The sequence below is a fragment of the Mycobacterium sp. pV006 genome (genome assembly GCF_041287115.1).
Classification (GTDB): domain Bacteria; phylum Actinomycetota; class Actinomycetes; order Mycobacteriales; family Mycobacteriaceae; genus Mycobacterium.
Genome location: NZ_JBGGKT010000011.1, coordinates 137,329 through 150,644, shown reverse-complemented (window position 1 = coordinate 150,644; position 13,316 = coordinate 137,329). Strand labels below are relative to the sequence as shown.

General features: G+C 70.2%; 14 protein-coding genes. 4 read left to right on the top strand and 10 right to left on the bottom strand.

Annotated features, from left to right (window positions below):
* Window positions 1-51 precede the first annotated feature (51 nt).
* Window positions 52-714 carry an O-methyltransferase gene (locus ACAG25_RS17990; protein WP_370489820.1) on the bottom strand — a complete coding sequence of 221 codons (663 nt, stop codon included), beginning with the start codon at window positions 712-714 and terminating at the stop codon, window positions 52-54.
* A gap of 239 nt (window positions 715-953) precedes the next feature.
* On the opposite strand from ACAG25_RS17990, the gene sigE reads away from it, so the two are divergent.
* From sigE to tatB, 4 genes are all read left to right on the top strand, one after another.
* Window positions 954-1,694, top strand: coding sequence for an RNA polymerase sigma factor SigE (sigE, locus tag ACAG25_RS17985; protein ID WP_370489848.1), 741 nt, complete (start codon window positions 954-956; stop codon window positions 1,692-1,694).
* A 76-nt stretch (window positions 1,695-1,770) separates the two neighbouring features.
* Window positions 1,771-2,166: an anti-sigma E factor RseA gene (gene rseA, locus ACAG25_RS17980; protein WP_370489819.1), complete on the top strand. Its 396-nt coding sequence runs from the start codon at window positions 1,771-1,773 to the stop codon at window positions 2,164-2,166.
* A gap of 68 nt (window positions 2,167-2,234) precedes the next feature.
* Entirely contained in the window at window positions 2,235-3,722 is a 1,488-nt protein-coding gene (locus tag ACAG25_RS17975) for a S1C family serine protease (RefSeq protein WP_370489818.1), read from the top strand.
* A gap of 2 nt (window positions 3,723-3,724) precedes the next feature.
* On the top strand, window positions 3,725-4,126 hold the full coding sequence (tatB, locus tag ACAG25_RS17970; RefSeq protein WP_370489817.1) for a Sec-independent protein translocase protein TatB: 402 nt from the start codon (window positions 3,725-3,727) through the stop codon (window positions 4,124-4,126).
* On the opposite strand, the gene ACAG25_RS17965 is transcribed toward tatB, so the two are convergent.
* The 9 genes from ACAG25_RS17965 to ACAG25_RS17925 all read right to left on the bottom strand — a co-directional run bounded on the left by ACAG25_RS17965 (window position 4,123) and on the right by ACAG25_RS17925 (window position 13,314).
* The gene (locus tag ACAG25_RS17965; RefSeq protein WP_370489816.1) at window positions 4,123-4,560 is read right to left on the bottom strand and encodes a 4Fe-4S binding protein; all 438 of its coding nucleotides are present in this window, start codon (window positions 4,558-4,560) and stop codon (window positions 4,123-4,125) included. The two genes, tatB and ACAG25_RS17965, sit on opposite strands and share 4 nt — an antisense overlap.
* Entirely contained in the window at window positions 4,557-6,179 is a 1,623-nt protein-coding gene (locus tag ACAG25_RS17960) for an FAD-binding protein (RefSeq protein WP_370489815.1), read from the bottom strand. Before ACAG25_RS17960 ends, ACAG25_RS17965 begins: the two co-directional genes overlap by 4 nt.
* Entirely contained in the window at window positions 6,151-6,903 is a 753-nt protein-coding gene (locus ACAG25_RS17955; protein ID WP_370489814.1) for an ABC transporter ATP-binding protein, read from the bottom strand. The genes ACAG25_RS17960 and ACAG25_RS17955 overlap by 29 nt, the downstream gene beginning before the upstream one ends.
* On the bottom strand, window positions 6,900-7,760 hold the full coding sequence (locus ACAG25_RS17950; RefSeq protein WP_370489813.1) for an ABC transporter permease: 861 nt from the start codon (window positions 7,758-7,760) through the stop codon (window positions 6,900-6,902). Before ACAG25_RS17950 ends, ACAG25_RS17955 begins: the two co-directional genes overlap by 4 nt.
* Complete coding sequence (locus ACAG25_RS17945; RefSeq protein WP_370489812.1) at window positions 7,757-8,713, bottom strand: ABC transporter substrate-binding protein; 957 nt, start codon at window positions 8,711-8,713, stop codon at window positions 7,757-7,759. The genes ACAG25_RS17950 and ACAG25_RS17945 overlap by 4 nt, the downstream gene beginning before the upstream one ends.
* A gap of 134 nt (window positions 8,714-8,847) precedes the next feature.
* Window positions 8,848-9,975, bottom strand: a complete 1,128-nt coding sequence (locus ACAG25_RS17940; protein WP_370489811.1) for an Mrp/NBP35 family ATP-binding protein — start codon at window positions 9,973-9,975, stop codon at window positions 8,848-8,850.
* Window positions 9,976-10,022: 47 nt separating this feature from the next.
* Complete coding sequence (locus tag ACAG25_RS17935) at window positions 10,023-11,390, bottom strand: lytic transglycosylase domain-containing protein (protein WP_370489810.1); 1,368 nt, start codon at window positions 11,388-11,390, stop codon at window positions 10,023-10,025.
* Between the two features lie 86 nt (window positions 11,391-11,476).
* Window positions 11,477-12,022 (bottom strand): DUF1003 domain-containing protein, encoded by a 546-nt coding sequence (locus tag ACAG25_RS17930; protein WP_370489809.1) that lies wholly within the window; start codon window positions 12,020-12,022, stop codon window positions 11,477-11,479.
* Window positions 12,019-13,314 carry a magnesium transporter MgtE N-terminal domain-containing protein gene (locus ACAG25_RS17925; RefSeq protein ID WP_370489808.1) on the bottom strand — a complete coding sequence of 432 codons (1,296 nt, stop codon included), beginning with the start codon at window positions 13,312-13,314 and terminating at the stop codon, window positions 12,019-12,021. The genes ACAG25_RS17930 and ACAG25_RS17925 overlap by 4 nt, the downstream gene beginning before the upstream one ends.
* Window positions 13,315-13,316: the final 2 nt, after the last annotated feature.

Sequence of the window (13,316 nt, the reverse complement as noted above, 5' to 3'; positions counted from 1 at the left end):
GGCTTTGGGGGAGTGCTCGCGGGCTTTGGGGGAGTGCTCGGGAGAGAAACGTCAGTCGCGCGCGGCGGCGAGCAGACCGTCGCCCAGCGGGATGAGCACCGGGGTCAGCCGCTCGTCCTCGGCGATCAGCCGGGCTGCCTCGCGGACCGCGGCCACCTCGTTGTCCTTGGCCGACGCGTCGCCGGCGCGTCCGCCGAGGGCAGCCCGGTGGACCACGATGGCGCCCCCCGGACGCAGCAACCGCACGCCTTCGACGACGAACTGCGGCTGATCGAGCGGGTCGCCGTCGATGAACACCAGGTCGTAGGACTCGTCGGCGAGCCGGGTCAGCACCTCCTGGGCGCGCCCGCTGATCAACCGCGTGCGGCCGGGGCCGACGCCGGCCTCGGTGTAGGCCTGCTTGGCGATGCGCTGATGTTCGGGTTCGACGTCGATGGTGGTCAGGACACCGTCCTCGCGCATCCCGGACAGCAGCCACAGCCCGCTGACACCGGCGCCGGTGCCCACCTCGACCACCGCGCGCGCACCGGTCAACTTCGCCAGCACGCAGAGCAACGCGCCCACGGCCGGGGTCACCGCGCCCGCGCCGATGTCGACAGCGCGTTCGCGGGCCGCCGCGACGATCGCATCCTCGGAAATCGAGTGCTCCGCGTGGGCGACGATGGCCTCGGCCGGCGACGGTCGCGGACCCGGCGGCTGATCGGTGCTGGACATGCCCGCAGCGTAGAGGCAGCCGCGAACCCGAGCTACTGCGACACGCCCGGTCCCGGTGGCCAGAATCACCACTGTTTCCGCTGGTCGAGAACGGGGTAGGCGGTGTTCTCAGGAAAAGTTCAGTTAGCTCATATGCCTGGCACACCACGACAGGAGACGGTGATTCCATGACCGACCGCCCGACGCCAGCGTCCCCGGCTCCCGGGAACAACGATGCGCAGGTGGATGTTGTCGAAGTCATGCGGTCCGACCGCGCCGGCGCATGCCGTGCAGCGGAGCCGTCCGATGTCCCGACCGATGTGGAGGAACAAGCGATCACCACCCATTCCGCACAGACCGGCACCATCGCTGCGCCCGTGACCATGGCGCACCTCGAGCAGTTCACCGACGGTGAATGGGTCGAGCCCAGCGACGAACTCACCGGCACGGCCGTCTTCGACGCCACCGGCGACAAGACCACGATGCCGAGCTGGGATGAGTTGGTCCGCCAGCATGCCGACCGCGTGTACCGGCTGGCCTACCGCCTGTCCGGGAATCAGCACGACGCCGAGGACCTGACCCAGGAGACGTTCATCCGGGTGTTCCGGTCGGTGCAGAACTACCAGCCCGGCACCTTCGAAGGCTGGCTGCACCGCATCACGACCAACCTGTTCCTGGACATGGTGCGGCGTCGCGGGCGCATCCGCATGGAGGCGCTGCCCGAGGACTACGAGCGTGTACCGGCCGACGAGCCCAATCCCGAGCAGATCTACCACGACTCGCGACTGGCGCCGGACCTGCAGGCCGCGCTGGATTCGCTGCCGCCGGAGTTCCGTGCCGCGGTGGTGCTGTGTGACATCGAGGGACTGTCCTATGAGGAGATCGGCGCCACGCTCGGCGTCAAGCTGGGCACGGTGCGCAGCCGCATCCACCGCGGCCGGCAGGCGCTGCGCGATTATCTGGCGCGCCACCCCGAGATCGAGACCGCCCGGTCGGCCTGACGTCCCCGCGCCGACTCGAGCCTGTCGCGCTACATTCGAAGTACGTCCGTCGACGGGCCCAGCGGAAAGGAGTCAGGTGGTGTTCGAGCGTGGCCATGCGTTCCGTCGCGCGTTCTCCTGGCTACCGTCACCGTTTGCCTCGCAGAGCGACGCGCCGGTGGGGCCGCGGCAGTTCGGCTCCACCGAGCACCTGTCCGTCGAGGCCATCGCGGCATACGTCGACGGGGAACTGCGGATGACCGCGCACCTGCGGGCCGCCCAGCACCTGTCGGTGTGCCCGGACTGTGCCATGGAGGTCGACGCCCAGAGCCAGACCCGCGAAGCGCTGCGGGACTCGTGCCCGGTCTCGATGCCGAGTTCGCTGCTCGGTCTGTTGTCCGAGATTCCGCATCACCTCCCCCCCGAGCCGGAGCCGGCCGACCGGTCACAGCTCGGTGACGGCGTGCAGCGTCAGCGCCGCAAGCCTCGGTAGGGTAGGTGCGGTCGTTTATCGACGCGCGTCGGCGCTGGCTGACGCCCGAACAGTAGGGTGATTTACGGGTGACCAATCTGGACCAGACCGGTCGGGAACGTCTCGAACCGCGCCCGGTGTCGCGCCCGCCGGTGGATCCGGCGTCCCAGCGCGCGTTCGGTCGGCCCCCGGGTGTGCAGGGCTCGTTCCTCGGTGCCGAGAAGCACCGCGACCAGGGTGAGTACACCCCCACGAACCAGTCTCCCGATCCGGTGTTGGCCGAGGCGTTCGGCCGGCCCTACCCGGGCGGGGAGTCGCTGCAACGGCATCCGACCGACGCGGGCGCACTCGAGGCCGAGAAGAACGCCGACGCCGACGACTTCGACGATCCCTGGCGCAACCCGGGTGCGCCGGTCGCTCTGGGGTCGCCCGCGGTCGCGCCGGGCCCCCCAGTGGTCGCCAGCGCCCCGGTCGGCAAGCTCGGTGTGCGGGACGTGCTGTTCGGCGGGCGGGTGTCCTATGTCGCGTTGGCGGTCCTCGGCATCGTCGCGCTGGTCCTCGGGGTCGCCGGCGGTTGGGTCGGCCGCAAGACCGCCGAGGTGACCGAGGCGTTCACCACGTCCAAGATCACGCTCGAGACCAACGATTCCGGCGAGCGTCCGGAAGGGCAGTTGGCCCGCGTGGCCGCCGCGGTGGCCGACTCGGTGGTCACCATCGAGGCCAAGAGTGACGCCGAGGGCGCGCAGGGCTCCGGGGTGGTCATCGACGGCCGCGGCTACGTCGTCACCAACAACCACGTGATCTCCGAAGCCGCCACCAACCCGAGCAAGTTCAAGATGGCCGTGGTGTTCAACGACGGCAAGGAAGTGCCGGCCAACCTGGTCGGCCGTGACCCCAAGACCGACCTCGCCGTGCTCAAGGTCGACAACGTCGACAACCTCACGGTCGCCCGGATGGGTGATTCGGACAAGATCATCGTCGGTGAGGAAGTCATCGCCGCCGGCGCGCCCCTGGGTCTGCGCAGCACCGTCACCCACGGCATCATCAGCGCGCTGAACCGGCCGATCCCGCTGTCGGGTGACGGCACCGACACCGACACCGTGATCGACGGCGTGCAGACCGATGCCTCGATCAACCACGGCAACTCCGGCGGTCCGCTGATCAACATGAACGCCGAGGTCATCGGTATCAACACCGCGGGCAAGTCGTTGTCCGACAGCGCCAGCGGGCTGGGCTTCGCGATCCCGGTCAACGAGGTCAAGCAGGTCGTGGAGACCCTGATCCAGAACGGCAAGATCGCGCATCCGACCCTCGGTCTGACGGCACGGTCGGTCAGCAACGACGTCGCCAGCGGCGCTCAGATCGCCAACGTCACGGCGGGTGGTCCGGCCGAGCGGGCCGGCATCCTCGAAAACGACGTCGTCGTCAAGGTCGGTGACCGCGAGGTCGCCGACGCCGACGAGTTCGTCGTCGCCGTCCGCAAGTTGAAGATCGGCGAACCGGCACCCATCGAGGTGGTCCGGGAAGGTCGACGGGTGACGCTGATGGTGACGCCCAACCCGGACAACAGCACCTAGTCATGTTCGCCAACGTCGGCTGGGGCGAGATGCTGGTCCTGGTGATCGCCGGCCTGGTGATCCTCGGGCCCGAGCGTCTGCCCGGCGCCATCCGCTGGACGTCGAACGCGCTGCGGCAGGCCCGCGACTACGTCACCGGCGCCACCAACCAGTTGCGCCAGGATCTCGGGCCGGAGTTCGACGATCTGCGTGAACCGCTTTCCGAGCTGCAGAAGCTACGAGGGATGACGCCGCGCGCGGCGTTGACCAAGCATCTGCTCGACGGCGACGACTCGTTTCTGACCGGCCGCTTCGATACCCCCACCAAACCGCAGTCCGGTCCGGGACCCACTCCGGCCCCGCCGACTCCGACGCCACCGTCGGCGCCCGGTGCGCCGGCGCCGTTCGACACCGACGCCACCTAGGTCACGACGCCGGCGGGTCGGGTCCCCGTGTGCCGCCACGTGTCGTCGGCGATCTCGTCGTCCTCGAGAGGCACCGACAGGGTCGGTTCCGGCAGTGCCGGATAGGTGGCCAGCAGCGCATTGGCGTCGAGGCGGGAGCCCGGCTTGCGTCCGCGTCCCCACCCGACCATCTCGCGGTAGCCGCCGAGCAGCCCGGCCGCGGCCACGGCCGCCTCGTCGGTGTGCGGGCTCTCCGGGCCGGCCGGTCCGGCCAGCGGTGCGACGTAGAGGGCGTCGACCGGGCAGTAGGTCTCGCACATGAAGCAGGTCTGGCAGTCCGACTGCCGTGCGATCACCGGGATCCCGTCGGGGCCGCGCTCGAAGACGTCGGTCGGGCACACCTTGATGCACAGGTCGCACGCGATGCAGGCCTGCGCGCTGACGATCTCGATCATGCGCTGACTTCGTCGATCTCGTCGCGCAGGAGCCGCGGAGCCACCGGATCCGGTGCCGTCCACACCGTGTCGAGTCCGCCGACGAGCAGGCGGTGGGTCATGCGTTCGTCGAGGTGTGGCCGGTCTTCTCGGCGGTGCATGCCGCGGGTCTCGGTGCGAGCCAACGACGCCGCGGTGCTCCACCGCGCCGCCGCGGTCAGCGCGACCGCCTGCCGCGTCTTGTACCGCTCGCGAGGCGCCACCGGCGCCAGCCCGCCGGCCAGATCACGCCACACGGTGTCCAGTGCTGTTGCCGATTCCTGAAGGCGGGCAGCCGATTTCAGATAGCTGCGTTGTGGGGGCAGGATGTGTGACTGCACCGCCCGCACGACGTCGTCGACCCGCGGGGCGTCGGAGGTGACCGCGTCGCGCAGACCCAGCCGGGCCTCGTCGACGGTCACGCGCCGGTGCGCCCGGCCGGCGAGGCTGCGGGCGAATTCGGAGGCGCCGCGCCCGGCCAGCGTGCCCGAGGTGATGGCCCAGGATGCGTTGCGGCTGCCGCCGCCGCTGACCGCGCCGGCGATCAACTCCCGGGTTGCCACGTCCCCGGCCGCGAACAGCCCGGGAACCGTTGTCGCGCAGCGGGTGTCGACGATCCGCAGGCCGCCGGTGCCGCGTACCGTGCCCTCGTGGACCATGCGGATCGGGTAGGCCGTGGTGAAGGGGTCGATGCCCGCCTTGTCCAGAGGCAGGAAGTAGTTCGGTTGCGCGGTCCGCATCAGGGCGCGCGCCTGGTCGGGAACCCGGTCGACGCGGGCGAACACCCGGATGCCCTGGGTCAGCGCCCACTGTGCGGCCTGCCGTCCGGTTCTGTTGCCCGGGGCGGTGATCGGTTCGCCGTGCTCGTCGTAGAAGCTGCCCCACTGCAACATCCGGCCCTTGGTGTGCAGGCCCCACTCCGGTGCCAGCGCGTACGCGGTCGCGAACTCCATGCCCGACAGATCGGCGCCCACCTCGGCGCCGAACAGCAGCCCGTCACCGGTGTTGACGTTGGTGCCGAAGGACCCGGACAGGAACGCGGTGCCGCCGGTGGCCAGGACGACCGCACCGGCGGTGACGCGCCACGGGCGGCCCCCGTCCTGACGGGCGATGCCCGCGGCGCCGGCCACCACGCCGTCGGCGTCGGTGAGCAGTTCCAACGCCGGGTGGTGGTCGAGGATCAGGACGCCGCTGCGATGGGCCTTGCGCCGCATCCGCCGCATGTACTCCGGGCCCTGCAGGCTGGAGCGCAGCGGACGGCCGTCGGGTCCGGTGGCGAACGGGTAGCCCCATCCGGCGAGCTGCTCGACCCGTTCCCACGAGGTCTCCAGCACACGGAACATCCACTCGTAGTCGGTGATCCGGCCACCGGCGAGCTCGCCGTCCCTGACCGCGCGTTTCCGGGCCGATCCGTGCGGCGGGATCGACCACAGGTTGGTGCCGCCGGAGGCGGTGGCGCCGCTGGTACCGCAGTATCCCTTGTCTGCCAGGACGACCCGGCTGCCGCTCTCGGCCGCCGAGATTGCCGCCCAGGTCGCCGAGGGTCCGCCCCCGAGTACCAGGACGTCGGCGTCATGGCTGAGCAGATCCGGTGTGGTCATGACCCACCTCCTCTCGCACGCCCAGTTCGGCCAGCAGGGTGCGGCGCAGCTCGGCGAATCCGTGATCGGAGCGCGATCGCGGGAACGGCAGGTCGACGGTGCGCTCCAGCGAGATCCGGCCCTCGGAGAGGACGACGACCCGGTCGGCGAGCAGGATGGCTTCGTCGACGTCGTGGGTGACGTGCAGCACCGCCATGCGACGCCGCGACCACAGGTCGTGCAGCAGGCCGTACATCTTGATCCGGGTGAGCGCATCGAGCGCACCGAAAGGTTCGTCGAGCAGCATCAGATCCGGTTCGCGCACCAACGCCCGGGCCAGTGAAACACGTTGTGCCTCACCACCGGACAGCGACAGCGGCCAGGAGTCGGCCTTGTCGCTCAGACCGACCTCGGCCAGGGCGGCGCGTCCCCGGGCGATGCGGCCGGCCCGGTCGACACCCTCGTCGGCCAACGCGAAGATGACGTTCGCCAGCGCCCGGCGCCAGGGCAGCAGCCGCGGACTCTGGAACACCACCGCACGTGAACGCGGCACCACCACTGAACCGTCGACCTGCTCGTCGAGGCCGGCCAGCACCCGCAGCAGGGTGCTCTTGCCCGAGCCGGACCGCCCCAGCATGGCGACGAACTCGCCGTCGGCGATGTCGAGGTCGAGGCTGCGCAGCACCGTCTGGTCGCCGAACGACTTGGTGAGGCCGCGAATGCCGACCGCCTTGACCGACGTCATGCCACACCCTCGAAACCGTTGCGCCACGACAGCAGCAGCCGCTCCAGCAGTCGCACCAGCGCGTAGGACAACAGCCCGGCCACCGCGTAGATGACGATCACCAACAGCGAGACGTCGAACTGCAGGTTGGTCTGCGCGCGCGACATCAGATAGCCGATGCCTTCGGTGGTGTTGATCATCTCGGCGAAGATCAGGCTCAGCCAGGCGCTGGACAGGCCCAGCCGCAGCCCGACCAGGAAGTTGGGCATGGCGCCGGGCAGGATCACCTGAGAGATCAGCGTCGAACGGCGGGCCTCGACCGTCTGCGCCATCTCGACGAGCTGGCGGTCGACCCCGCGGATCCCGGAGTAGGTGTTGATGTAGATCGCGATCGCCACGCCGGTGGTGATCAGGACGATCTTCGGTCCCTCACCGATACCCATCCAGATGATCAGGAGCGGGGTGAGCGCGAAATTCGGTACGGCCTTGAGGATCTGCATGGTCCAGTCGAGCAGGTCCTCACCGGTGCGGGTGAGGCCGGCGAGCACCGCGAGCACCACGCCGATCGCGATGCCCAGGACGGTGCCCGTGAGCACCCGCCCCGCCGAGGTGCCGACATGGGTGACCAGCTGTCCCTCGACCAGCAGCCGCCACGCGGTGGCGGCGACCTGGGTCGGAGGTGGGAACAGATCGGCGTCGAGCAACGCCGTGGCCGAACCGATCCACCACGTCGCCAGGATCAACAGCGGTGCGGTGAGCCGACGCACGGGCCGGGGCACGCGCGCCCACAGCGCGTTGCGGGACCGGCGGGTGGCCGCGAGGTCGATCAGGTCGGGACGCGTCAGCGGCGTCGAGGGAGCTGCGATGACGGCGGTCATGACGACTGCTCGGCCCACTCGGTGACCGAGAACGGCGTCTCGACCCGGCCGTCTTCGAGCAGGAACTCGTAGGCCGCCTGAAGCTGCTCGACGCCGACCGCCGGGATCGGTTCGGTGTTGAATTCCCGCACGCTGTAGCTCTTCTCGACGTGGGCGAGTTTGGTGTCGTCGGTCTCGGCGACCCACTGCAGGAACGCCGGGAAGTTCTCGGCGATGTCCTTGTTGACGGAGGTCACCGCGTCCTGCCACGCGGCGCGGAACTCGGGGTGTTTCTCGGTGAAGGACTTCAACGAGATGTTCAGCCCGGTCGCACCGAAACCGTGCCGGGACAAGCTGTCCAGGATCGGGAAGCCGCGCTCCTCGAGTTCAGCGGCGCTGGAACCGCTGACCACCGTGGCGTCGATCGAACCGGAGTTCAGCCCCGCGATCGACTCCGGGGTCGGCACGTCGCGGACCTCAATCTGACCGGTCAGTCCCGCCGCGGCGATCAACTGCCGGGCCGTGCGGTCCCGGATCGTCCCCTGCGGCGCGGTGATCGTCTTGCCGACCAGTCCCTTCAGATCGGTGGGACCGCCTTTGGCGCCGATGATCTGGATGTCCTGGTTGACCTGATCGAACGCGAGCAGCTCCACGTCGGCGTTGCGTCCCCGCGCGGTCAACGCCGGATTGTCGCCCACCGCAGCAACATCCACGGCGCCCGCGATCAGCGCCGAGACGGCGTCGCTGCCGGACTGGAAGAACGAGTACTCGATCTTCTCCACGCCGGCGGCCTTGAGCTTCTCGGCGAGGATGCCCTCACGGTCACCCCAGCCCAGGGAGCCGGCCGGTGTCCCGGTGACCGAGGTGGCGCCGATGCGCAGGGTCAGACCGTCGTCGGAGTTCCCCGACGAGCACGCGACCCCGGACGCGACGACGGCGGACGCGACAAGAGCGCGCAGCAGGAATTTGGGCATCGGGTACCTCCGGGATCAGGGCATCTGGGGCGCTCCCGCGGCCGGAACGGCGCGGGACATGCCCATTAGACGTACCGACGCCCGAGGGCTCGACCCTTTGGATCAGCCTGACGGTAAGAGGACCCGCCGCAGACCTACCGTCCCGCCGGGTCCAGACCCAGCGACATACCGGCCAGACCGCGCTTGCGTCCTGCCAGCGCGTCGGCGATCTTGCGGAGTTCGGCACCGGCGGCGGAGTCGGGCGCGCTGAGCACCAGCGGCACCCCGGCGTCGCCGGCGGATACCAGATCGGGGTCCAGCGGCACCTGCCCGAGCAGCGGCACGTCGGCGCCGACCGCGCGGGACAGGTTCTCCGAGACCTTGCGGCCGCCGCCCTCGCCGAACATCTTCAGCACCGGACCGTCGACCATGTTCTCGACCACGCCGGCGATGCGTTGGCGGGTCTGCAGCGCGATCGCGCCGGCCCGTTCGGCGACCTCGGCGGCGGCCATCTGTGGGGTGGTCACCACCAGGATCTCCGCGGTGGGGATCAGTTGCGCCACCGAGATCGCGATGTCGCCGGTGCCGGGCGGCAGATCGAGCAGCAGGACGTCGAGGTCGCCCCAGTAGACGTCGGCCAGGAACTGCTGCAGGGCGCGGTGCAGCATGGGGCCGCGCCACACCACCGGGGTGTTGCCCTGGGTGAACATCGCGATCGAGATGACCCGGACGTCGTGGGCCACCGGCGGCACGATCATCGAGTCGACCTGGACGGGCCGGTCCTCGGTGCCCATCATGCGGGGGACGGAGTGGCCGTAGATGTCGGCGTCGACCACGCCGACGGTCAGGCCGCGCGCGGCCATCGCCGCGGCCAGGTTGACGGTGACACTGGACTTGCCGACGCCGCCCTTACCGCTGGCGACGGCGTAGACGCGGGTCAGCGAACCGGGCTGGGCGAACGGGATGACGGGTTCGCGCGAGTCCCCGCGCAGCTGGCGACGGAGTTCGGCGCGCTGCTCGTCGTTCATCACGTCGAGGGAGACCTTGACCGAGCCGGTTCCCGGCACGTCGCTGACGGCCCGGCTGACCTGATCGCTGATCTCGGTCTTCTTCGGGCACGCGGCGGTGGTCAGGTAGATCTCGACATGTACCGACCCGTCGGCCTCGACGGTCACATTCTTGACCATGCCGATCTCGGTGATCGGACGGCGCAGTTCGGGGTCGATCACCTTGGTCAGCGCGGCGCGGACCGCCGATTCCAGGTCGTTCGCGGTAGCAGACATCACTGGCGAGTCTAGGCCTCACCAGCGGAGCTCCCCGAATGCGGGCGTCAGCCCACCGGGCCGGGCGCGGGCCCGAGCACGGGCGGCACCCCGACCGCGGGCGCAACCGGCGCGGGGCCGGCTGCCGGAGGGGGCACGGGACCCGGAGCCGGCGGACCGGCGGGAACCCCGGGCACCGGCGCGATGGCCGGCACGGGGCCGAGACCCGGCGCGGGTCCGGCCGCCGGAACGGGGGTCGACTTGATGCAGAACACCGCGCACTCGGGTTCCTGCTGCGCGGGCTGCATCCACGGCGGCACCCAGGTCGGCGGCGGAGGCGCCACAGCCGGCGGCGCGGCGGCGAGCTCGGACGCCGGTCCAGGCAGCGGACCCAGGGACTGCCCGGGCACGAAGCCCGGCACATTGGTGTTGATCTGGCTGGCCGCGTCGGTGCGCGTCATCAGCGGGATCAGCGACAGCGGATCGTCGGCCGGCAGACCGGTGGCATTGCGGGGCAGGCCGGGCCCGAGGCCCTCCTGGCGGTCCAGATGGCTGGCCATCATGGTCGCCGTCTCGAGTTCGGGCACGCTTCCGGTGATCGGCGGCAGGTCGACCGGGACCACCCCGGTGGCGTACGACGCGGCCCAGGCCAGGACGTTGCGCGCGTAGGCCATCGAGTTGTTGTAGCGCAGGATGGCCCCGATGACGTCGGCCTGGTTGCGCAGGTTCACTCCGCCACTGCACAGGTAGCGGGCGGCGGCCAGCGAGGCGTCGAAGACGTTCTGGACGTCGGCCTTGCCGTCCCCGTCACCGTCGGACGCGTAGCGCGACCACGTGCCGGGCAGGAACTGCATCGGACCCATCGCCCGGGCGTAGGTCACGCGGTCGGCGGTGCGGCTCTGCACGATGATCTCGTTGCCCGGCAGCGAACCGTCCAGCACCGGGCCGTAGATGGGACGCACCGCGGTGCCGCGGGCATCGGTGGCGCCACCGTAGGCGTGCATCGACTCGATCCGGCCGATGCCGGCCAGCAGGTTCCAGCTCACACCGCAGTTCGGCGCTGCCGAGGCCATCATCGCCTCGGCGTTGCGGTAGGCCGCCAACGCCATCGACGGGATGCGCAGGGTTCCGGGGGCGTTGACCACCGCCGCAGGCGGGGGAGCCGAGGCGTTCGACGCGGCGACGCGCACCGGGGCCGGGGGCTTGGCGACCGCGACGACCGCGGGTCCCGACGGGTCTTTCGGCGGCGGCACCACCGCGGCCAGCGGCACGACGGCCGCGTCACGCGACGCCAGAGTGGTCGGTGCGGACGCCCCGACAGCGCCGGCCAGGACCAGCGGCGTGAGCACAGCGGCGACACCGAAGGCCGGCTTCCGCACTACTCGTCCAGCTCGACTCCTCGCTGATCCGAGGGCCGATCCTGCCCTAATGTGCACTCAACCGTCCTAGCCGTCGTAGCTCGTGAACCAGGTCACCATACCTATTCGGCTACAACTGCGTAACAACAATCGCCGCACCTGTCTCAACCCGATTTCCGCGGTCTGCGCTCGCCGGGGTCGGATCGGGCTCTGTCCGGGTCACCCGAACCGTCCTCGCCGCGCAGTTCGGCGATCAAATCGCGGATCTCGTCGAGTTCGCGACGCAGGTAGTCGCGGGTGGCCACTTCGCCGACCGCCAACCGCAGGGCCGCCAATTCCCGGGCCAGGTACTCGGTGTCGGCCTTCGTCTGCTGGGCGCGCCGCCGGTCCTCCTCGAGCGAGACGCGGTCGCGGTTCTCCTGACGGTTCTGGGCCAGCAGGATCAGCGGCGCGGCATAGGCCGCCTGGGTGGAGAATGCGAGGTTGAGCAGGATGAACGGGTACGGATCCCACTGCCAGGCGAACGCGCCGAGGTTCAGCAGGATCCAGACGATCACGACGATGGTCTGGATGGCCAGATAGCGGCCGGTCCCGAGGAAGCGGGCGATGTTCTCGCTGAACCGCCCCACCGCTTCGATGTCGAAACGAGGCGCCAGGGACCTCGAGGTCCGCGGCGTGTCGAGGCGCTGTCGTGCCGACGGTTCGCTCACGTGGTGTGCTCGCCCGTCAGGATGACCGGTTCGGCTTCGCGTTCCCGCCAGTCGTCAGGCAGCAGGTGGTCGAGCACGTCGTCGACCGAGACGGCGCCGAGCAGATGGTTCTCTTCGTCGACGACCGGTCCGCACACCAGGTTGTAGGCCGCGAAATAGCGGGTCAGCGCGCCGAGCGAGTCCTCGGGACGCAGGTTGGGCAGGTCGGTGTCGAGGATGCCGGAGACCAGTTCGGCCGGGGGTTCGCGCAGCAGCCGCTGCAGGTGCACGCACCCGAGGTAGCGGCCGGTCGGTGTGGCCGTCGGTGGCCGGGCGACGAACACCAACGACGCCAGCGCCGGGCTCAGGTCGGGGTCACGCACGCGGGCCAGCGCTTCGGCCACGGTGGCATCAGGTGCCAGCACCACGGGTTCCGACGTCATCAGACCGCCGGCGGTGTTGGGGGAGTGGCTCAACAGGCGGCGCACGTCCTCGGAGTCCTCGGGATCCATCCGGCGCAGCCACTTCTCGGCGTCGCCGGGTGCGAGTGTGCCCAGCAGGTCGGCCGCATCGTCGGGGTCCATCGCCTCGAGCACCTCGGCGGCGCGCTGCGTCGACAGCTGCCGCAGCACCGCGATGCCGTCGTCGTCGGGCAACTCCTGGAGCACGTCGGCCAGCCGCTCGTCGTCGAGCGCGTTGACCACCTCGTAGCGGCGTTTGGCGGGCAGTTCGCGGATCGCGTCGGCCACCTCGATGGGCCGCTGTCCCTCGAACTGCTCGAGCAGCTGCGCGACGCCCTGGTCGGGCATCGCCAGACCTGACGGGGTGAGCCCGTGAACGTGGTTCCAGTCCACGGTGTAGACGTTGCTGCGGCGGCCGAGCCGCCGCTGCTGGCGGACCGCGACCTTGGTCACCATCCAGTCCCGTGTTCGGGTCTGCTCGATCGCGAGGTCGACGACGACGACTTCGATCCCGGCCAGGTGTTCGAGGTCGGGGTCGTCGACGCGCACCCGGGTCTCGAGTACCTGGCCGAGGACCAGCACCTCGCCGGGGCGCTGCGAGAAGCGGCGCAGCGAGACGTTGCCCGTGGACAGCGTCACCGCGCCCGGTTCGATCGCCGTCACCCGCAGAATCGGCACGAAAATCCTTCTGCGGTTCAGCAATTCGATCACCAGGCCGAGCACCCGGGGTTGCTGCCGGACGACGCTGATCCCGATCACCACGTCACGCACGCGGCCGATGGACTCACCGTCGGGGCCCAGCACGACCAGGCCCGCGAGCCGGGCTGCATAGACCCTGTTGACCGACGCCATGG